This window comes from Agrobacterium sp. YIC 4121, from assembly GCF_002008205.1.
GTDB lineage: Bacteria > Pseudomonadota > Alphaproteobacteria > Rhizobiales > Rhizobiaceae > Agrobacterium > Agrobacterium leguminum.
Map to the genome: position 1 here is coordinate 141,612 of NZ_MRDI01000006.1, position 20,609 is coordinate 162,220.

Genomic DNA, 20,609 nt, shown 5'->3' on the forward strand with positions numbered 1-20,609 from the left:
GGCCTGCTCCGGCTGTAGGAAGACGTCACATGGTCTATAGTGCGCCGATGATGCGTGCACAAGATTCGAGGAGAAGCGCGATGCTGGACGTAGTGGTGGCAGGCGGCGGATATGTCGGTCTTTCCGTTGCTGTCGCAATCAAGCAGGCGGCCCGGCATCTTGATGTGCAGGTGGTTGAGGCCTCTCCCGAGGATGTCTGGTCGAAGGACGTTCGCGCTTCCGCCATTATTGCCGCAGCCACCCGGATGCTCGATGTTTTCGGCATATGGAACGAGATCGAGCCGGAAGCGCAGCCGATACACAAGATGATCGTCACCGATTCGAAGACCGCCGATCCGGTGCGTCCCGTGTTCCTGACTTTCGACGGCGCCGTGGAAGAAGGCAGGCCGTTTGCCCATATGGTTCCGAACGTCGCTCTGGTGGGCGCATTGCGAGGCCTGTGCGAGCGCCTTGGCATAAAAATCCGTCACGGTCTCAGTGTTTCCGATTTTTCCGCGGGTCCCCAGTCGACGGCCATTTGCCTTTCTGACGGCTCGACGCTCGAAGCGCGATTGCTGATTGCCTGTGACGGCGTTCGCTCCGCGCTCAGGGACATGGCCGGTATCAAGACCGTGCACTGGGCTTACGATCAGTCCGGTATCGTGACGACCGTTGAGCATGAGCGGCCGCATGAGGGCTGCGCCGAAGAGCATTTCCTGCCATCCGGCCCCTTCGCCATCCTGCCGCTGAAGGGAAATCGCTCTTCGCTCGTCTGGACCGAACGCACGGCCGATGCCGACAGGCTGGTAGCCTCCGACGATCTGGTGTTCGAGGAGGAACTGGAGCGCCGGTTCGGTCACAAGCTGGGTCCTCTTCGTCCGGTTGGTCCCCGCCGCGCCTTCCCACTGGGTCTGACGCTGGCGCGTTCTTTCGTTGCGCCGCGTTTTGCGCTTGCGGGCGATGCGGCCCACGGCATTCACCCGATTTCCGGGCAGGGCCTCAATCTTGGCTTCAAGGACGTGGCGGCTCTCGCCGAAACCGTGGTCGAGGCCGACCGGCTCGGCCTCGATATCGGCTCACTCAACGTTCTGGAGCGTTACCAGTCGTGGCGGCGTTTCGACACGTTGCGGATGGGCGTGACGACGGATGTGCTGAACCGGCTTTTCTCCAACGATATTGGCCCTATCCGTATCATGCGTGATTTCGGTCTCGGCGTGGTGGATCGTTTGCCGGGTCTCAAATCCTATTTCATCGGTCAGGCCGCCGGCACGACGGATGCGAATGCGCCGCGTCTGCTTGCCGGCGAGGCGCTCTGATCCGACTCCTCCTGTATGTTTCTGATCGGCTTTTCCGGTATTGCCGCTTGACAGCCGATTCCGGGATTTCATGCCCGGCGGCTTTGCCGTAAAGCTGAATCCGGCCAAGGACTTATTCGGATTCATAATCTGGTACGATCTCCGCCTTGGCCAACCAGATATTGCGGAGAACAAAAGCTGAATCCCATAGAGTCAGCGATTCGTATTCGATTCGTTCGCAGACTGTTCCGCAGCCGAATCGATTTCATTTTCGCCGGATTCTTTTTATTTGTTCAAATAGCTGAATCTGAACGGAAAATTCCGTCGACTGGTCGCCCTGCGCCACTTTGCGGGTGAGGCCTATTGCCTTTGTCGGCGGGCGTTGCCATGTGTGGTGCGTGCGGCCCGCATCAGCAATGCTGGGCGCACGGCAAGCAGATGAAGTCGATTCGCGGATAGTACGTTGAATTTTCGCCCCATGATCCTGAGCGGCCGCGGTGTCACGGCCGTTCTCGGCCCCACCAATACCGGCAAGACCCATTACGCGATCGAGCGGATGGTCGCGCATGGCAGCGGTGTCATTGGCCTGCCGCTGCGTCTTCTGGCGCGGGAGGTCTATACCCGCCTCGTTGAAAAGGTGGGTGCGCCGAATGTGGCGCTGATTACCGGCGAAGAAAAAATCGCGCCTCCCAAAGCCAAATATTCCGTCTGCACGGTGGAAGCCATGCCGCGCGAGACGACGGCCGCCTTCGTTGCGATCGACGAGGTGCAGCTGGCGGGCGATCTCGAACGCGGGCACATCTTCACCGACCGGGTGCTGCATCTGCGCGGGCGGGAGGAAACGCTGCTGCTCGGCGCGGGCACGATGCGTCCTATCCTCGAGAAGCTGCTGCCGGGAATAACCGTGGTCGAGCGGCCGCGCCTGTCGCAGCTCTTTTATGCGGGCCAGAAGAAGATAACCCGCCTGCCGCAGCGCACGGCGATTGTCGCCTTTTCCGCCGATGAGGTCTATGCCATCGCCGAGCTGGTGCGCCGCCAGCGCGGCGGTGCTGCCGTGGTGCTGGGCGCGCTTTCGCCGCGCACGCGCAATGCGCAGGTGGGGCTCTACCAGTCCGGCGACGTCGAATATCTGGTGGCGACGGACGCCATCGGCATGGGTCTCAACCTCGATGTCGACCATGTCGCCTTCGCGCAGGACCGAAAATTCGACGGTTATCAGTTCCGCAATCTCAATCCCGGCGAGATCGGCCAGATCGCCGGCCGCGCCGGCCGCCATCTTCGCGATGGCACATTCGGCGTGACGGGGCGTGTCGATCCGTTCGATGACGAGCTGGTGGAGCGGATTGAAACCCATCAGTTCGATGCGGTTAAGGTTCTGCAGTGGCGCACGAAAAATTTCGATTTTTCCTCCATCGCCAATCTGCGCCTGAGCCTCGATGCCGCGCCGGCGATCCAGGGACTTTCGCGCGCCCTGCCGGCAATCGACCAGCAGGCGCTGGAATATCTGTCGCGTTATCCCGAGATCATCGATGTGACGACGAGCGATGCGCGGGTGGAAAAACTCTGGGAGGCGTGCGCTCTTCCAGACTATCGCCGCATTGCTCCTGCCCAGCATGCGGACCTGATCTCCACGCTCTATTTCGACCTCGTCAAACGCGGGGCGGTGAACGAGGATTTCATGGCCGAGCAGGTGCGTCGCGCCGACCGGACGGATGGAGAGATCGATACCTTGTCTGCGAGGATTGCGCAGATCAGAACATGGACTTATGTATCGAACCGCCCAGGATGGCTTGCCGATCCGACACACTGGCAAGAAAAGACTCGGGAAATCGAGGATCGATTGTCCGATGCGCTACATGAAAGGTTGACGAAACGCTTTGTTGATCGCAGGACATCTGTGCTCATGAGGCGCCTGAGAGAGAATGCGATGCTTGAAGCTGAAATCAGTGTAAATGGTGATGTCTTCGTAGAAGGTCATCACGTCGGCCAGTTGGCCGGGTTCCGGTTCACGCCGGTGCCGGGAATGGAAGGGCCGGATCAGAAGGCCGTGCAGGCTGCGGCGCAGAAGGCGCTTGCGCTCGAATTCGAGGCGCGTGCCGCGCGTCTGCATGCCAGTGGAAATGGCGATCTCGCTTTGAGCTCCGATGGTCTGGTTCGCTGGTTGGGCGAACCGGTTGCCCGCCTTTCGGCCGGCGACAACATCATGAAGCCGCGGGTGATCCTGCTTGCCGACGAGCAGCTGAACGGCAATGCCCGTGATCACGCGCTGGCGCGCGTCGAGCGTTTCGTCAATCATCAGATTGCGACCGTGCTGAAGCCGCTGGACGATATTTCCCGCGCCGAAGACCTTCAGGGTCTGGCGAAGGGTCTGGCGTTCCAGCTCGTGGAAAATCTAGGCGTGCTGTTCCGCCGCGACGTTGCCGAAGACGTGAAGTCTCTCGATCAGGATGCGCGCGCCTCCATGCGCCGTTACGGCGTTCGTTTCGGCGCTTATCACGTTTTCCTGCCAGCGCTTCTGAAGCCCGCTCCGGCGGAGCTTGTGACGCTGCTCTGGGCTTTGAAGAATGACGGTCTCGGCAAGCCGGGTTACGGCGATCTCATTCCGGTGCTGGCCGCAGGCCGTACCTCGGTCGTCACCGATGCCAGCTTCGAGCGCATGTTCTACAAGCTCGCCGGTTTCCGCTTCCTCGGAAAGCGCGCCGTGCGTATCGACATTCTCGAGCGTCTGGCCGATCTCATCCGCCCGCTGCTGCAGTGGAAGCCCGGTCAGCAGCCGCGTCCGGAAGGCGCCTATGACGGTCGCCGTTTCACGACAACGACCGCCATGCTTTCCATTCTCGGCGCGACGCTTGATGACATGGAAGAAATTCTGAAGGGCCTCGGTTACCGCGCCGATCAGGTGACGGCGGAAGAGGCGCAGGCCTTCCTCGCCAGCCACGCCGGTGCCTCTGCTCCGGCAGCCGCGGAAGCGGCGACGGCTGAAGAGGAAAGCGTCGAGACCGAGGAACACGAGCCGGCTTCCGAAGAACAGGTGTCCGAGACGGCGGCTGCTGTCGAAGGCGAAGCTGTCGAGGCGCCGGTTGCGGAAGCTGCCAGCGAAGAGGCTGTCGCAGCCGAGGCCGTGCCGGAAGGCGCCGAGGCCGCCGAGCCCAAGCCCGTTCTTCTGTGGCGTCCGGGTGGTCGTAACGAAAATCAGCGTGGCGAAAACCGTCGTCCCGGCAATCGCGGTCAGGGCCGTGGTGAAGGAGCGCGCGAACAGGGCGAGCGTCGTGGCGAAGGCCGTCGCGACAATCGTGACGGTGCAAACCGTGAAGCTGCCAATCGCAGTGGCGACGGCGAGCGCAAGCGCGATGGCGGCCGTCCGGACCGTGGCAACAACCGCAACAATGATCGTCACGATCGCGGGGAGCGCAAGGACCGGCCGGAACGCAATGACCGTGGCGGAAAGCCGCAGGGTCAGCAGCGCTTCGAAGCCAAGCCGCCGCGCAAGGAAAAGCCGCTCGATCCGGATTCGCCTTTCGCAAAGCTCGCTGCTCTCAAGGAGCAACTGAAGAAGTAAGCCCATGGGAAGCAGCGAACAGCCACTGGAAAGCACGCGTCAGCGTCTGGACAAGTGGCTGTTCTTTGCCCGCATGGCAAAATCCCGTTCGCTTGCCCAGAGCTACATTCAGTCTGGCCACGTCAAGGTCAACGGCATTGCCATTCGCCAGTCCAGCCATGTGGTGAAGGCGGGCGACAGGCTGGAGATCGGCTTCGAGCGGATGGACAAGGTGCTTGTCGTCAGGTCCGGCGGAACACGGCGTGGACCCTATGAAGAAGCCAGACTTCTCTATGACGACGAGACGCCGCCACGGGAACCTTCCGACAGGCTGACACCTCTCGAGCAGGCGTTGCGCCAGCCGGGCAGCGGGCGTCCCACCAAAAAAGAGCGCAGGGCGCTCGACAGGTTTCTGTCTGACAGCGACGGAAGCAAAGATTAGAATAAACCTCCGGGTCGCACCCGTTTTTCAGAATTGTTTATCCTTGCTATCTGCAAGCAAAGGCATTACGTCACTTGCGAAATTGCCCTGTCTGAATTCCGGGCGACGGCTTGTGTTCCGAAGCCCACAGACCCGGCCTGCATATTCTGGAGTTCATCATGACATATGTCGTGACCGACAATTGCATCCGCTGCAAATATACCGATTGCGTTGAGGTCTGCCCCGTCGACTGCTTTTACGAGGGTGAAAATTTCCTCGCGATCAATCCCGATGAATGCATCGATTGCGGTGTGTGCGAACCGGAATGTCCCGCCGAAGCCATCAAGCCCGATACGGAGCCGGGTCTCGACAAATGGCTGAAGCTCAATGCCGAATATGCGGCAATCTGGCCTAATATCACGATCAAGCGCGACCCGATGCCGGAAGCCAAGGAAATGGACGGTGTCGAAGGCAAGCTCGAGCTCTATTTCTCCGCCGAGCCCGGACAGGGCGACTGAGTTTTTACGGCCTGACCGCGAAACCATGATTTAAAAAGCCCTCGCAGCAGCAGCGCGAGGGCTTTTTGCTGGGCCTCATCCGCCGCGGCCGGATTGCAGCGTGGTCGACAGCAATGTCAGAAGGGCCGCGCTTTCCTCCAGGCTTTGCCGCTGACGGCTTTGCAGGATGGCGGCCTGCAGGCGGTTCATCTCGCGTGCGATCGCCGCTGGCTGCCAGGTTCGCAGGGCTCTTTCGATGATGGGTTTTCTGCGGAAATGGATGTGGCGTCCGAGTGTCTGCATGACCTGACCGGCCTGCAGTTTTTTCTCATCCATTTCGGCCCGCATCTGGTCGAGTAACTGGAATTGCTTGAGGCACCCCTGGAGCACAAGAAAGATCGGGGTCTTCGAAGAGACGATCTTCTGCGTCGCGTGGAAAAAGGCGTTTCTGTCGCCTTTCAGAATGGCGTCGACGGCATCGTCTGCGGAAACCGTGCTGGCGTCTCCGATGATCGCTAGCACATCGTCTTCCTCGACCACGTCGGCCCCACGGCAATAGAGTGCCAGCTTGCGGATTTCATTGCGCGAGGCGATACGGTCACCACCCAGGGATTCGATGAGCCTCTGTCTTGCGGCTGGTGCAATGCGCAGATTATCGGCGGAGAGTTCCTGATCGATCAATGCGTTCAATGAGCGCGCATCGTCGGCGTAACAGGGAATCGCAGCGATGGAGCGCGCCGGTTCTGCGATCTTGCGCAGTCCCGTACCCTTCTTGATGTCGCCTGCTTCGATGATGAGGAAGCTTGCTTCCGGCGGTGTCTCGGCAAGAATCTGCAGCGCATCCACCAGCGCCTTTTCGGCCGCAGCACCTTTGACCCAGACGAGTTTTTCGCCGCCGAAAAGGCCGATGGCATTCACCTCGTCGAGCAGACGGCCGGGGTCGCCCTGCAGATCGGATGCGGTCAGTTTCAGCGACGCGAAAGCGTCATCAGGATCGATACCGGTTTTTTTGGCGATGACGCCAGCGCGTTCCGATACGAGACCGCGATCCGGGCCGTAAAGCATGAAAACGCGAAAGCGCTCCGCCGGATTTTCGGCGAAGCGCTCAAATTCATGGGACTTTATCTCCGTCACGGCCGCCGCTCTCAGCGGCCGAGCGTGGCGGCGATATCGGTGCGGATGATTTCAGCCAGTTCCCGGGCCGCACGGTTCTCGGCGTCGCGGGTTGCCCTGATCTTGGCGAATTCCTGCTGCGGCAGGTCCACCTGCGCCGTCACGCTACGCCGTGCAGAGCGAAGGATTTGACCGTCGGAAACGCGTGTCAGCACATATTGACCGCTCATCACGACACGACCAGGGTATGGGCCATCGTAATTGTTGTTCGCGCGGGTCGTCAGGTCGTAATTCTGCACTTCCGTTGACGTCGCGCTCGAGCTTACGGAAACCTTGACGTTATATTGCGCCGTGGCGGGTTCGCCAGCACCGCCGGACATCAGAAAGATCAGCTGATTGCGGACTTCCTGCCCAACTCTGCCGCCGGTCTCGGAGACGCTGACGGCCGCCAGTCTCTCCTTGGTTCCGGAAGCTTCCCCATAAAGCGGGCGCACCTGGCAGCCTGCCAGAAGACCAGCCATCGTCACGACGGAAATCGCTGCCGCGACGCGGCCCCATCTTGAAAAAACGTCAGACAACAATGTTCACAATCCTCTGCGGAACCACGATGACTTTCTTGGGCTCGCCACCGGCAAGAATGGATTTGACGGCATCCAGCGCAAGGGCGGCCGTTCGGACCGCATCTTGATCCGCATCGCGCGCGATTGTCAATTCGCCACGCTTCTTGCCGTTGACCTGCACGGGCATGACCACATCGTTTTCCTCGACAAGCGAAGCGACGAAGGCCGGCCATGGCGTCTGGGCCACGAGGCCCGTATTGCCCAGTGCGGACCAGCATTCTTCCGCCAGATGCGGCGTCATGGGGGCGATGATGCGGATGAGGATTTCGACGGCGTCGCGCGCGGCCGCCTTGACGTCCTCAGACTTGCCGCCAGAAGCAACATCGGCGAGCGGGCCGGCCAGCGCGTTGACCAGTTCGTAGATGCGGGCGATGGCCTTGTTGAAGGCGAGCTTGTCCAAGTCTTCCTGAACAGCCTTCAGCGTCTTGTGGGCCGCCTTGGAGGCCGCCAAGCCTTCGCCTTCGGTCGCAGGCTTCGGCTGAACGGTTCTCAGTTCTTCCGCTGCTTCGCCGATGATGCGCCAGACGCGCTGGACGAATCGGTTTGCACCTTCCACCCCGGCTTCGGACCAGATGACGTCACGATCGGGCGGAGAGTCCGACAGCACGAAGAAGCGTGCGGTATCGGCGCCGTAGGACGCGATGATATCGTCGGGGTCAACCACGTTCTTCTTCGACTTCGACATCTTCTCGATGGAGCCGATCTTCACCTCTTCGCCGGACGAGAGCAGGAATGCGCGACGCGTGCCGTCGTTTTCCTCGATCCTGAGTTCGGCCGGCGGCACCCATTCGCGTGCGGTGCCTTCGCCGCGGCTATAGGTCTCGTGCACCACCATGCCCTGCGTGAACAGTCCCTTGAAGGGTTCCTTGACGCCGACATGGCCGGTTTCGCGCATGGCGCGGGTGAAGAAGCGCGAATAGAGCAGATGCAGGATAGCGTGCTCGATGCCCCCGATATACTGATCGACCGGCAGCCAGTGGTTGGCGACCTTCGGATCGGTCGGTGCGTCTTCCCACGGCGCGGTGAAGCGCGTGTAATACCAGCTGGAATCGACGAAAGTATCCATCGTGTCGGTTTCGCGGCGCGCGTCATGGCCGCATTGCGGGCAGGAGACATGGCGCCAGGTGGGGTGCCGGTCCAGCGGGTTGCCGGGCACGTCGAACGTCACATCGTCAGGCAGCTTGACCGGCAGGTCCTTTTTCGGGACCGGTACGACGCCGCAGACTTCGCAATGGATGACCGGGATCGGGCATCCCCAATAACGCTGACGGGAAATGCCCCAGTCGCGCAGACGGAAATTGACCTTGCGCTCGGCCTGAGGCGCGTTGCCCAGCGTCTGCGCCGACAGCTTCTGCACGACCGCCTCGAAGGCATCCGTCGTTTTCATACCATTCAGGAAGCCGGAATTGATCATCACGCCGTCGTCGGTGTAGGCGGTGTCATCGACCGTGAAGCTTGCAGCATCAGGCCCTTCGGGGGCGACGACCGCCACGACCGGCAGGCCGTATTTGCGCGCAAAGTCCAGGTCGCGCTGGTCGCCGGAGGGGCAACCGAAGATCGCGCCGGTGCCATAGTCCATCAGCACGAAATTGGCGACGTAGACCGGCAGTTCCCAGTTGGGGTCCAGTGGGTGGACGACTTTGACGCCGGTATCGATACCCTTCTTTTCAGCCGTTTCGAGTGCTGCGAGCGAGGTGCCATGGCGGCGGCATTCGTCGCAGAACTCGGCAATCGCCGGGTTGTTCGCGGACAGTTCTCTCGCCAGCGGGTGGTCGGCGGCAATTGCCAGGAAGGAGGCGCCGAACAGGGTGTCCGGGCGTGTCGTATATACGGTGATGTCGGAGAAACCTTCCGGCACTGTCCCGGCGACCGTCTGCCAGCGCAGCGACAGGCCTTCGGAGCGGCCGATCCAGTTCTTCTGCATCAGGCGCACTTTTTCCGGCCATTGGTCGAGCGTATCCAGCTCGTCCAGCAGGTCTTGGCTGAAATCGGTGATGCGGAAGAACCATTGCGTCAGCTCGCGCTGTTCGACCAGCGCGCCGGAGCGCCAGCCACGGCCGTCGATCACCTGCTCGTTGGCGAGAACCGTATGGTCGACCGGGTCCCAGTTGACCTTGGACTGCTTGCGGTAGACCAGACCCTTTTCCATGAAATCGACGAACAGCGCCTGCTGGCGGTGGTAATATTCCACGTCGCAGGTCGCGAATTCGCGGGTCCAGTCCAGCGAAAGGCCCATGGATTTCAGCTGGCCGCGCATGGTGGCGATGTTCTGATAGGTCCAGTCCTTCGGGTGAACCTTGTTCTGCATGGCGGCGTTTTCGGCAGGCATGCCGAAGGCGTCCCAGCCCATCGGGTGCAGGACGTTGAAACCGCGGGCGCGCTTGTAGCGGGCAACCACGTCGCCCATGGCATAGTTGCGGACATGGCCCATGTGGATGCGTCCCGAAGGATAGGGAAACATCTCCAGAACGTAATATTTCTCGCGCGGATCGCTGTTGTCGGTGACGAAAACGTTGTCTTCGTTCCATTTCTGCTGCCAGCGCGGCTCGGCGTCGCGAGGATTGTAACGTTCGATGGCCATTGTTTAGAATTCCGGGTATCGAGGGGAAAAATTTGCGCTGACCTTCACCATGAAACGAACGGGGCGTCAAGTTTGGCGGGGCATTCGGGCGTTCAATCTTGGCCAGCGTGCCTCAAATGGTGCTAAACCCGCTTGGCATCAAGGCAATCGGGGTCTAGTTAGCGTTGCGAATGGTTCAAATGAAGGTCTTGTGATGGAAATCGAAGCACGTCTTGAGGATGTCAGGCAGCGCATTGCCGATGTTGCGGAAAAATCCGGACGCAAGGCGGCGGATGTTGCCCTCGTCGCGGTCTCGAAGACCTTCGAGGCGGAGGCGATCCAGCCGGTCATCGATGCGGGCCAGCGCGTATTCGGCGAGAACCGCGTGCAGGAGGCGCAGGGCAAGTGGCCGGCGCTTAAAGAGAAGACGGCTGATATCGAGTTGCATCTGATTGGCCCGCTACAGTCCAACAAGGCGGCGGATGCCGTGGCGCTGTTTGATGTGGTGCAGAGCGTCGACCGCGAAAAGATCGCCCGCGCGCTTGCCGAGGAATGCGGCAAACAGGGGCGCAGCCTTCGTTTTTATGTGCAGGTCAATACAGGGCTTGAGCCGCAAAAGGCGGGCATCGATCCGCGTGAGACCGTGGCTTTCGTCGCCTTTTGTCGGGATGAGCTGAAATTGCGGGTTGAAGGACTGATGTGCATTCCGCCGGCGGATGAAAATCCGGGTCCGCATTTTGCGCTTCTGGCGAAGCTTGCCAAACAATGTGGGCTTGAGAAGCTTTCCATGGGCATGTCGGGCGATTTCGAAACTGCCGTGGAATTCGGCGCAACGAGCGTTCGTGTAGGCTCGGCGATCTTCGGTACGCGATAAGGCTGCAAATAAAAAACCCGGCGCTGAGGCCGGGTTTTCAAACTCTAAAAGACGTCCGATCAGTAGTTATCGTCCTCGTCTTCGTCCTTCTGCGTGGATTTCAGCGAGCTGAGCTTCTTGAAGACCGCATCTGCGTCGATCTGCTCGTCTTCTTCGCGCTGGAAGTTGTAATCCAGACCTTCCGTTGCCGTCGCCGGCTGCAGTGTGTTGTCCAGCTCTTCGGCGGTCGGCAGCGGACGGCCGCGCGAGGCGCGTTCGACCTCGAGGTCGAGATCGATCTGGCTGCAGAGGCCGAGTGTGACCGGGTCCATCGGCGTCAGGTTTGCCGAGTTCCAGTGGGTGCGGTCACGAATCTGCTCAATGGTCGACTTCGTGGTGCCGACGAGACGCGAAATCTGCGCATCCTTCAGTTCCGGGTGGTTGCGAACGAGCCAGAGAATGGCGTTCGGACGGTCCTGACGCTTGGAAACCGGGGTGTAGCGTGGACCGCGGCGCTTGGATTCCGGCACGCGGACCTTCGGCTCGGAAAGCTTGAGCTTGTGGTTGGGATTGCTTTCAGCGCGGGCGATCTCGTCGCGGGAAAGCTGTCCGGTTGCAATCGGATCGAGACCCTTGATGCCCTGTGCGGCTTCACCGTCGGCAATCGCCTTGACTTCGAGCGGATGCAGTTTGCAGAACGTGGCGATCTGATCGAACGACAGCGCGGTGTTGTCAACCAGCCATACAGCCGTTGCCTTTGGCATGAGCAATTGTTGAGCCATAGATACAGTCCTTCTGTCCGTCCGCGCCGGTGTCGCGGGCGTGGTATCAACCACTGATTTCCGGGATATTGCCGCTCTATAACCGGATTGCATCATAATTGCAATTCTTTGCGAAACAAATGACCTTTGTCTAATTGCCGTGCGGATTTGAACTGCTATGAATTCAACACATGCCTGAGGTGGGAGTCTCGGGCCACGTCAGAAGCCATATCGGTTCCAGGAGGAGTTTATGTCTGCCAAAATCTACCCGGTTCTCAAATCGGCGAAGGCCCGCACGCTCATCGACAATGAGCGTTACCAGAAATGGTATCAGGAGAGCGTCGAGGATCCGGAAAAGTTCTGGGACAAGCACGGCCGGCGGATCGACTGGTTCAAGCCCTATACCAAGGTCAAGAACACGTCCTTCAAGGGCAGGGTGCCGATCAAGTGGTTCGAGGATGGCCTGACGAACGTTTCCTATAACTGTATCGACCGGCACCTGAAGACGCATGGCGAGCGCACGGCGATCATCTGGGAAGGCGACAACCCCTATATCGACAAGAAGATCACCTATAACCAGCTCTATGACTATGTCTGCCGTCTGGCGAATGTGCTGAAGAAGCACGGTGTCAAGAAGGGCGACCGCGTCACCATCTATATGCCGATGATACCCGAGGCGGCTTACGCGATGCTCGCCTGTGCCCGCATCGGCGCCATCCATTCCGTCGTGTTCGGCGGGTTCTCGCCGGAAGCGCTGGCGGGCCGCATCGTCGATTGCCAGTCCACCTTCGTCATCACCTGCGATGAGGGCGTGCGCGGCGGCAAGCCGATCCCGCTCAAGGAAAATACCGACAAGGCGATCGATATCGCCGCCAAACAATATGTCATTGTCAACAAGGTTCTGGTGGTGCGCCGCACCGGCGGCAAGACCGGCTGGGCGCCCGGCCGCGATATCTGGTACCATCAGGAAATCGCCACCGTGAAGCCGGATTGCCCGCCGGTGAAAATGCGTGCGGAAGACCCGCTGTTCATTCTTTACACTTCAGGCTCCACCGGCAAGCCGAAGGGCGTGTTGCACACCACGGGCGGCTACCTCGTCTATACGTCGATGACGCACGAGTATGTCTTCGACTACAAGGACGGCGAGGTTTACTGGTGTACCGCCGACGTCGGCTGGGTCACCGGCCATTCCTATATCGTCTACGGTCCGCTTGCGAACTGCGCGACGACGCTGATGTTCGAAGGCGTTCCCAATTTCCCGGATCAGGGCCGCTTCTGGGAAGTCATCGACAAGCACAAGGTCAATATCTTCTACACCGCGCCGACGGCGCTCAGATCGCTGATGGGGGCGGGCGACCAGTTCGTCCAGCGCTCGTCGCGCGAGAGCCTGCGGCTTCTCGGCACGGTCGGCGAGCCGATCAATCCGGAAGCCTGGGAGTGGTATTACCATGTGGTCGGCGAGGACAAGAGCCCGATCGTCGACACCTGGTGGCAGACGGAAACCGGCGGCATTCTCATTTCGCCGCTGCCGGGCGCGACCGATCTGAAACCAGGTTCGGCCACAAGGCCGTTCTTCGGCGTGCAGCCTCAGCTTGTCGATGCCGAGGGCAATGTGCTGGAAGGACCCGCTGACGGCAATCTCTGCATCATCGATAGCTGGCCGGGCCAGTCGCGCTCCGTCTATGGCGATCATCAGCGCTTCGTCGATACGTATTTCTCGACCTACAAGGGCAAGTACTTCACCGGCGACGGTTGCCGGCGTGACGAGGACGGTTATTACTGGATTACCGGCCGCGTCGATGACGTGCTGAACGTTTCCGGTCACCGCCTTGGCACGGCCGAAGTGGAATCGGCGCTGGTGTCGCATCACCTCGTTTCGGAAGCGGCTGTGGTGGGTTACCCGCATGCCATCAAGGGCCAGGGCATTTATTGTTATGTCACGCTGATGGCGGGCCAGAATGGCGACTATGCGCTGCGCGAGGAGCTGGTGAAGCACGTGCGCAACGAGATCGGGCCGGTTGCGACACCTGACAAGATCCAGTTCGCGCCGGGCCTGCCCAAGACGCGCTCCGGCAAGATCATGCGGCGCATCCTGCGCAAGATCGCCGAGGACGACTTTGGTGCGCTGGGGGATACGTCGACGCTCGCCGATCCAGCGGTGGTCGAAGACCTCATCGCCAACCGGCAGAACCGCACCGCGTCCTGATCTTCTGGAAAGGCTGCTTCGGCAGCCTTTTTCCATCTGCGATTTTCACAAACAAAAACACCCGGAGGCGGAACCTCCGGGTGTTTTTAATTGTATCCGGTAAGGATTACTGGCCGCGGATCTTCTTCAGGTCCGCCAGAACGGCGTCGACGACGTCTGCGCCGATCTCAGCCTTGTGCTTTTCGTAGACGACCATCGACTTTTCGCGGATACGGGTCTGCTCTTCGGCAGACAGCGTGTTCACTTCGAGGCCGGCAGCCTTGATCTTCTCCAGCGACTTCTGGTTCAGTTCGCGGATGACCTTGCGCTCTTCGTCGCGGCCGACGATTGCGCATTCACGCAGGGCGGCCTGTTCTTCGGGCGTGTAGCTGTCGAAGATCGGCTTGGAGAAGAGGAAGAGGAACGGCGTGTAGGCGTGGTTCGTCTCGGTGATGTATTTCTGCACTTCGTAGAACTTCGAGGTGTCGATCGTCACATAGGGGTTTTCCTGCGCGTCGATCGCGTTGGTTTCCAGCGCCGAGAAGACTTCGCCGAAGGCCATCGGGGTTGCATTGGCGCCGAGGTTCTGGAAGGTGTCGAGGAAGATGTTGTTCTGCATCACGCGAACCTTGAGGCCCGAGAAGTCTTCCCACTTGTTCACGGCGTGCTTGGAGTTCGACAGGTTGCGGAAGCCGTTTTCCCAGTAGGCCAGGTTTACGAGGCCCTGTTCTTCCAGCTTCTTGTTCATCATGTCGCCGAAGGCGCCGTCCATGACGGCATCGGCTTCCTTGGCGTTGGCGAAGAGGAACGGCAGGTCGAAGACGCCGAGCGACGGGATGAGACCGACGAGCGGCGACGAGGACGTCACGACCGCTTCCTGAACGCCGGAGCGCAGGGCCTGTGTTGCCTGAAGGTCACCGCCGAGAGCGCCGCCCCAGAATGCCGTCAGCTTCAGCTTGCCACCGGACTTGTCGTCAAGGCAGGCCTGCATGGCCTTGATGCCGTTGCCGACCGGATGATCCTGGTTGATGCCGTTCGAAACGCGGATGTTACGGCTGTTGAATTCGGCCATTGCCGGAGCGGCGGCGCCAACGGCGAAAGCGATGGCCGTGGTGGTCAGAAGAAGCTTTCTCATAATATCCTCCCTTGGATTGTTTGCGAGAAGCAGGTTGAATTAACGGAGATACTGCAGCGGTACGAGGACGATGTCCGGGAAAATCACCAGCAGCGCCAGGACGATGGTTTCGGCAACGAGGAACGGCCAGACGCCGACCGTGACCTTGCCGAGCGGGATGCGGCCGACGCCGCTGACGACGTTCAGCACCACGCCAACCGGAGGGGTAATCAGGCCGATGGCGTTGTTGATGATGAAGAGAACACCGAAATAGACCGGGTCGATGCCCGCCTGTTTGACGATGGGCATCAGAACAGGCGTCAGGATCAGGATGGTCGGCGTGAGGTCGAGTGCGGTTCCGACAATGAAGACAAGCACCATCATTGCGGCCATCAGAAGCATCGGGCGGTCGATCAGCGGCTCGATATAGCCTGCGACTTCGTTCGGAATGTTCGCTGCCGTGATGAGCCATGCGGAGACAAGTGCCGCGCAAACCAGGAACATGATGATGGACGTGCTTTTGGCGGCGCGCAGAAGCACGTGGAACAGATCCGCCGGTTTCAGTTCGCGGTAGATCACCATACCGACGAAAAGCGCGTAGACAGCGGCAACGACGGCAGCTTCCGTCGGCGTCATGATGCCTGCCTTGATGCCGCCGAGAATGATGACGGGCATGCCGAGCGCCCAGCCGGCGCGTGCGGTCGCTGTCAGGCGTTCCTTGGCGGAGGTCTTCGGCAGCGGCTTGACGTTATCCTTACGGACCACGATCAGCCAGGCGATGATGAGCGATGCACCCATCAGAATGCCGGGAACGATACCCGCAAGGAAAAGCTGGGTGATCGAGACGTTGGCGGCAACACCGAAGACGATGAAGGCCATGGATGGCGGAATGACCGGGGCGATGATGCCGCCTGCGGCGATGAGGCCGCCGGAGCGGGGAATATTGTAACCGGCCTTTGCCATCATCGGGATGAGGATTGCGGCGAGGGCTGCGGTATCGGCTGCGGCCGAACCGGAAATGCTGGCCATGATGATGGCTGCAACGATGGCCACGATGCCGAGACCGCCACGGATATGACCGACGAGCGCGATTGCAAAGTCGATGATGCGGCGGGACAGGCCGCCGGAATTCATCAGTTCGCCAGCCAGGATGAAAAAGGGAATGGCAAGCAGGGTGAAGGTGTCCGCGCCCGAGATCATGTTTTGGGCAATGATGGCGGTGTTGAACATGCCCATGTACCACATGAGCACGACGCCGCAGAACATCAGCGAGAACGCGACGGGAACGCCAATCGCCATGGCTCCCAGCAGAGAGCCGACAAAAACGAGAAGTGTCATGGTATCAGCGCTCCGAAAGCTGTTCGATCGTCAGATTCTCGCCCGCGAACTGGGCGATTTCGTCTTCTGTCACGCCGCCCGTCAAGTAACGGTACAGGCGTTCCAGTGCGATGATGAACATCAGGCCGCCGGTGAACATGCCGACGCCATAGACCCAGATCATCGAAAGCTTGGTGACGGGCGCATGCATGCTGGTATTGATGCCGGACTGCTTCCAGGTACCCCAGAAGAAGATGGCGGAACAGGCCAGAATGATGATGTTCGACACGATCATGCAGACGATGCGGGCGCGACGGGACAGGAACATCACGAGCGTTTCGATGCCCATGTGGCTGTTCTCACGGAAGGTCAACACGGCGCCGATGAAGGTCAGCCACACGAAGAAGTAACGCGACAGTTCTTCCGAGACGTTGATGCCGGAGTTCATCGTATAACGCATGACGACGTTGACGAAGACCATGATCGACATGCCGGCAAGCAGCAGGACGAGAATGATTTCGAGAATCCGGTAAAAGAGATTGATGGTCTTTTGCATTTTCCCCTCCCGAAGAAATATCTAGAGCAGCCCTCGTTTCGCCAGGTTGCGCATCAGGGCCGCGGTGCCGAATGTCCATTCCGGGCATTCGTCGGTCGTGGTGACCCAGTTGATCAGCTTACCGAGCTTGGGCGTGGAGATTTCAACACGGTCGCCCTTTGAATGGGTGAAACCGAGGCCTGGGCCATGACGATCCTTCACCGGCGCGAACATCGTGCCAAGGAAAAAGACGGCGCCGTCAGGATATTGATGGTTGCGGTTCAAGAGCTGCGAAGCGAGGTTTTCCGGCGTGCGGCTGATCGCCTCCATGGGGCTGACGCCCGTCATGGTGAAACCGTCTTCGCCCTCGACCAGAAGCGATATCTGTGATTTCTTCACATCTTCAATGGTGAAGTTGCCGTCGAACAGGCGGATAAAGGGACCGATCGCGCAGGAAGCGTTGTTGTCCTTCGCCTTGCTGAGCAAGAGTGCAGAGCGGCCTTCAAAGTCGCGCAGGTTGACGTCGTTGCCGAGCGTTGCGCCAACGATTCGGCCGTCGGAGGTGATGGCAAGCACCACTTCCGGCTCCGGGTTGTTCCACTGCGATTTCGGGTGAACGCCGATCAGCGCGCCGCAGCCGACGGAAGCCATGGCCTGCGCCTTGGAGAATATCTCCGCATCCGGGCCGATGCCGACTTCCAGATATTGCGACCAGAGGCCCATTTCCTGGAGCAGTTTCTTCACTTCGGCAGCTTTTTCAGAGCCGGCCTCAAGTCCCTTGAGATTGTCACCGAGAACCGGTGCCAGCCGTCCGCGAATTTCCTGCGCACGCAGCGGATCGCCCTTGGCCTGCTCTTCGATCACGCGTTCCAGCATGCTGTCGGCGAAGGTGACGCCGGCGGCCTTGACGGCCTGAATGTCGTTGGGAGCAAGGAGTTCGCCGGCGGAACCGTCCAGAAACGCTTCCAGTGCGCCGAGTGCGACGAACGTGCCGGTGTCGGCGAGCCGCTCCACCAGATCCGCCTTCTCCAGAAGTTCGGACATGGTGGGGGAAATCGACGTGAGGTCATAAAGCACGCCGCCCTTCAGCAGGACGGGGCAGGGGCCGTCTTCGCTTTTCGACCAGACACGGCCGACGAGCAGCGCGTTTTCGAAATCTTCAGGCAAAATTGCGGTAGCGTCGATGGACCTTGTACCGGTCATGTAGTCCTCCCCTTCAGCATCCGACAGGCCGCCTCCTGCGGTCTTATTGTCTGGATGTCTGACAACTTAATCCCATTCTTCTTAGTATGACTTTTGCTACGAGTCTAGCGGCCTTGCCGACAAAATTATCGTGTTTCGCGTCTCAATTCCCGCAAAGCCGTAAACCTGTCCTATAGCTTTGCCGGCATCCACATTGCTGCTCAGAAGATATCCAGTTCGAGATTGACCCGGCTGGCTGCGCCGATCAGGTGCTTGCGCATGGCGTTCTTGGCGGCAGTGGCGTCGGCCTTCTCGACGGCTTCGTAGATTGCCACATGTTCGGCAATCGTCACCTCGAGAATTTCACCAAAAACCGCGCGGGAGAAAGCGATGTTGATGGCGGAGCTGATGCGTTCCGCGATGAAGCCGAGGAACATCAGGAAATATTCGTTCTCAGTCGCTTCCGCCAGAATGCGGTGGAAGTCGAGATCGGCGGCAACGCCTTCCGTCGACCAATCATCGGCGGTTTTCATCTTTTCCAAGGCTGCCGCCAGCCGCGTCAGCTGCTGCGGGCTGCGGTGCAATGCGGCAAGCCCCGCCGCCTCTATTTCCAGCGGCATGCGGAGCTGGAAAAGATCGCGGAAATTTTCCGGGTCGTTTAGCCGCGACCGCTCGATGCGGATGGACAGTCTTTGCCGGGGATCGGTGACGAATGCGCCCACGCCCTGCCGAGTTTCGACAAAGCCTTCGTTGCGCAATTGTGCAATCGCTTCGCGGATGACCGAACGGCTGACCCCGAAGGTTTTTGCCAGAACATGTTCGGTCGGCAGCCTGTCACCCGGTCCGAGCTTCGAATCATTGATTTCGCGCGCAATCTCCGCGGCGATACGGCCGGGCAGATGATCGTTGCGATGTATCTGATTGAACTCCAGCGTCATGGTTGCTCCCGTTCCACAGAAACGATTGGTTCGTTTTCCCGCGGCAGGCGACTTCCTCCTTCGCCGTCAGCGGGGTTTTCAAAGGCGGCGTTTTCAGCCGCCTTTGCCATTCCTCGATTAGCTATCCGGTTGCAGGGTTATCTGGCAACCAGGATTCATCCGCAAATCAGGGTCGAAGGTATTTTTCAGGCCGGTGATCATCCGGCGCTGCACGTCGGATAGCCGGCTTTCGAAATCGGAGCGTTTCAGGCGACCGATGCCGTGCTCGGCGCTGATGCTGCCGACGTAACGGTCGAGAACCTCGTTAACGAGTGTCTTGGACTTGTAGATGAAGGCGTCGCGCTCTTGTGGCGTCGAACCGTTCGGCGGCAGCACGTTGAGGTGGACGTTGCCGTCTCCGACATGGCCATAGGAAACCGCCAGGCATTCCGGCAGTTTTTCCGCAAGTTCCGCCTCGGCTTCAGCCACGAAGGCTGCGAGTTTCGACAAAGGTACGGAAATGTCGGTGCGCATATGCGCGCCGCGCAGCGCCTGGCCCTCGTTCATGCCTTCGCGGAACAGCCAGAGCGATTGGGCCTGTGCCCGTGAAGAAGCGATCACGCCGTCCAGCACCAGCCCGTCTTCCATCACGCCCTCAAGGAAGCGTCCCATCAGGTCAGCGGTATCGACCAACCCCGAGCCGGAAATTTCCATCAGCACATAGGCAGGATAATCGCCGGCGATGGGCATCTTGAGATCGGGAATTGCTTCAATTGCGAGTGTGAAGGCGACAGGCGGCATGAATTCGAAGGCGGACATCAGGTCGCAGCATTCGCGACGGGCGCGGCGGTAAAGCTTGATGGCATCGTCAAGCGAATTGAGGCCGAGCAGCGCCGTCTCGACATGTTCGGGATTGGGATAAAGCTTGACGGCAACCGCGGTGATGATGCCGAGCGTTCCTTCGGCGCCGATGAAGAGCTGCTTCAGATCGATGCCGCGATTGTCCTTGCGCAGCGTCGACAGCCCGTTCCAGATGGTGCCGTCCGGCAATACGACTTCGAGACCCAGCACCAGTTCGCGGGTCATGCCGTAGCGCAGGACATTGATCCCGCCGGCATTGGTGGAGACGTTGCCGCCGATGCGGCAGCTGCCCTGTGCGCCGAGCGACAGCGGGAAAAACATGCCTTTGTCCTGAACCGCATCCTTGAATTCCGAGAGAATGCAGCCGGCTTCCACGACGGCGGAAAAATCGTCGCTATCGATGGTGCGGATGGCGTTCATGCGCTCCAGGCTCAATACGACCTGATGCTTGGGGGCATCGGGAATGCCGCCGAGCACCAGTCCGGTATTACCGCCCTGGGGGATGATGGCAAGGCCCAGTTCCGCGCAGGCGCGAACGGTGTCGGAGACTTCCTTGGTCGAGCGGGGGCGGATAACGGCCACGGCCGAACTGGTGACATCGCCGTGCCAGTCGCGGCAATAGCGCAGCATGTCTTCCTGCGATGTCAGCATCAAAGCCTCGCCGAGCCTGTTCTTCAACGAGAACCGCAATTCCCCGATATCGGTTTCGCTCACGATCGTCATTCCACCCTCTCCGTCCAATCCGCCCTAAATTTCCGGACAGGGCTCTCTCGCCCTTGCTTTTGCCGGTTTGTGAAAAAATACTATTTTCAATCCGATCATATAAGGTTATCAGACAACCTTACAAGCTAATTTATCGGT

Annotated in this window: 16 protein-coding genes; 6 read left to right on the plus strand and 10 right to left on the minus strand. The window is 59.9% G+C overall.

The genetic code is table 11. From position 1 onward, the window contains the following. Positions 1-50 precede the first annotated feature (50 nt). From BTE54_RS09880 to fdxA, 4 genes are all read left to right on the plus strand, one after another. Entirely contained in the window at positions 51-1,295 is a 1,245-nt protein-coding gene (locus tag BTE54_RS09880; RefSeq protein ID WP_078052449.1) for a ubiquinone biosynthesis hydroxylase, read from the plus strand. 457 nt (positions 1,296-1,752) lie between these two features. Further along, a complete protein-coding gene (locus BTE54_RS09890; protein ID WP_078052311.1) occupies positions 1,753-4,833 on the plus strand; it encodes a helicase-related protein in 3,081 nt (1,026 codons plus the stop codon). A gap of 4 nt (positions 4,834-4,837) precedes the next feature. Next, positions 4,838-5,254, plus strand: a complete 417-nt coding sequence (locus BTE54_RS09895; RefSeq protein WP_078052312.1) for an RNA-binding S4 domain-containing protein — start codon at positions 4,838-4,840, stop codon at positions 5,252-5,254. Between the two features lie 158 nt (positions 5,255-5,412). Next, positions 5,413-5,751 carry a ferredoxin FdxA gene (gene fdxA, locus BTE54_RS09900; protein WP_003520294.1) on the plus strand — a complete coding sequence of 113 codons (339 nt, stop codon included), beginning with the start codon at positions 5,413-5,415 and terminating at the stop codon, positions 5,749-5,751. A 75-nt stretch (positions 5,752-5,826) separates the two neighbouring features. Here the strand turns inward: fdxA and holA are convergent, their stop codons facing one another. Genes holA through leuS form a run of 3 tightly spaced genes read right to left on the minus strand, consistent with a single transcriptional unit; the run spans position 5,827 to position 10,044 of the window. Beyond that, on the minus strand, positions 5,827-6,864 hold the full coding sequence (gene holA, locus BTE54_RS09905; protein ID WP_078052313.1) for a DNA polymerase III subunit delta: 1,038 nt from the start codon (positions 6,862-6,864) through the stop codon (positions 5,827-5,829). Positions 6,865-6,875: 11 nt separating this feature from the next. Next, positions 6,876-7,421, minus strand: coding sequence for an LPS assembly lipoprotein LptE (gene lptE, locus BTE54_RS09910; protein WP_161987770.1), 546 nt, complete (start codon positions 7,419-7,421; stop codon positions 6,876-6,878). Then, positions 7,414-10,044, minus strand: coding sequence for a leucine--tRNA ligase (leuS, locus tag BTE54_RS09915; RefSeq protein WP_078052315.1), 2,631 nt, complete (start codon positions 10,042-10,044; stop codon positions 7,414-7,416). Before leuS ends, lptE begins: the two co-directional genes overlap by 8 nt. A 193-nt stretch (positions 10,045-10,237) precedes the next feature. Here leuS and BTE54_RS09920 point away from each other — a divergent pair, with 193 nt between their 5' ends. Further along, positions 10,238-10,897 (plus strand): YggS family pyridoxal phosphate-dependent enzyme, encoded by a 660-nt coding sequence (locus BTE54_RS09920; protein ID WP_065656886.1) that lies wholly within the window; start codon positions 10,238-10,240, stop codon positions 10,895-10,897. Positions 10,898-10,956: 59 nt separating this feature from the next. Here BTE54_RS09920 and BTE54_RS09925 read toward each other — a convergent pair whose 3' ends face one another. Then, on the minus strand, positions 10,957-11,658 hold the full coding sequence (locus tag BTE54_RS09925) for a DUF1013 domain-containing protein (protein WP_065656887.1): 702 nt from the start codon (positions 11,656-11,658) through the stop codon (positions 10,957-10,959). A 229-nt stretch (positions 11,659-11,887) separates the two neighbouring features. On the opposite strand from BTE54_RS09925, the gene acs reads away from it, so the two are divergent. Continuing rightward, positions 11,888-13,843, plus strand: coding sequence for an acetate--CoA ligase (acs, locus tag BTE54_RS09930; RefSeq protein ID WP_065656888.1), 1,956 nt, complete (start codon positions 11,888-11,890; stop codon positions 13,841-13,843). A gap of 106 nt (positions 13,844-13,949) precedes the next feature. Here the strand turns inward: acs and BTE54_RS09935 are convergent, their stop codons facing one another. The 6 genes from BTE54_RS09935 to BTE54_RS09960 form a co-directional block, all read right to left on the minus strand. Continuing rightward, positions 13,950-14,957 (minus strand): TRAP transporter substrate-binding protein, encoded by a 1,008-nt coding sequence (locus BTE54_RS09935; protein ID WP_065656889.1) that lies wholly within the window; start codon positions 14,955-14,957, stop codon positions 13,950-13,952. Between the two features lie 39 nt (positions 14,958-14,996). Continuing rightward, complete coding sequence (locus tag BTE54_RS09940; RefSeq protein WP_035265222.1) at positions 14,997-16,274, minus strand: TRAP transporter large permease subunit; 1,278 nt, start codon at positions 16,272-16,274, stop codon at positions 14,997-14,999. Positions 16,275-16,278: 4 nt separating this feature from the next. Continuing rightward, on the minus strand, positions 16,279-16,809 hold the full coding sequence (locus tag BTE54_RS09945) for a TRAP transporter small permease (RefSeq protein WP_078052318.1): 531 nt from the start codon (positions 16,807-16,809) through the stop codon (positions 16,279-16,281). 21 nt (positions 16,810-16,830) lie between these two features. Next, positions 16,831-17,991: a fumarylacetoacetate hydrolase family protein gene (locus BTE54_RS09950; RefSeq protein WP_078052319.1), complete on the minus strand. Its 1,161-nt coding sequence runs from the start codon at positions 17,989-17,991 to the stop codon at positions 16,831-16,833. 200 nt (positions 17,992-18,191) lie between these two features. Then, on the minus strand, positions 18,192-18,908 hold the full coding sequence (locus BTE54_RS09955; RefSeq protein WP_003520305.1) for a FadR/GntR family transcriptional regulator: 717 nt from the start codon (positions 18,906-18,908) through the stop codon (positions 18,192-18,194). 117 nt (positions 18,909-19,025) lie between these two features. Further along, positions 19,026-20,471 carry an FAD-binding oxidoreductase gene (locus BTE54_RS09960; protein WP_078052320.1) on the minus strand — a complete coding sequence of 482 codons (1,446 nt, stop codon included), beginning with the start codon at positions 20,469-20,471 and terminating at the stop codon, positions 19,026-19,028. Positions 20,472-20,609 lie beyond the last annotated feature (138 nt).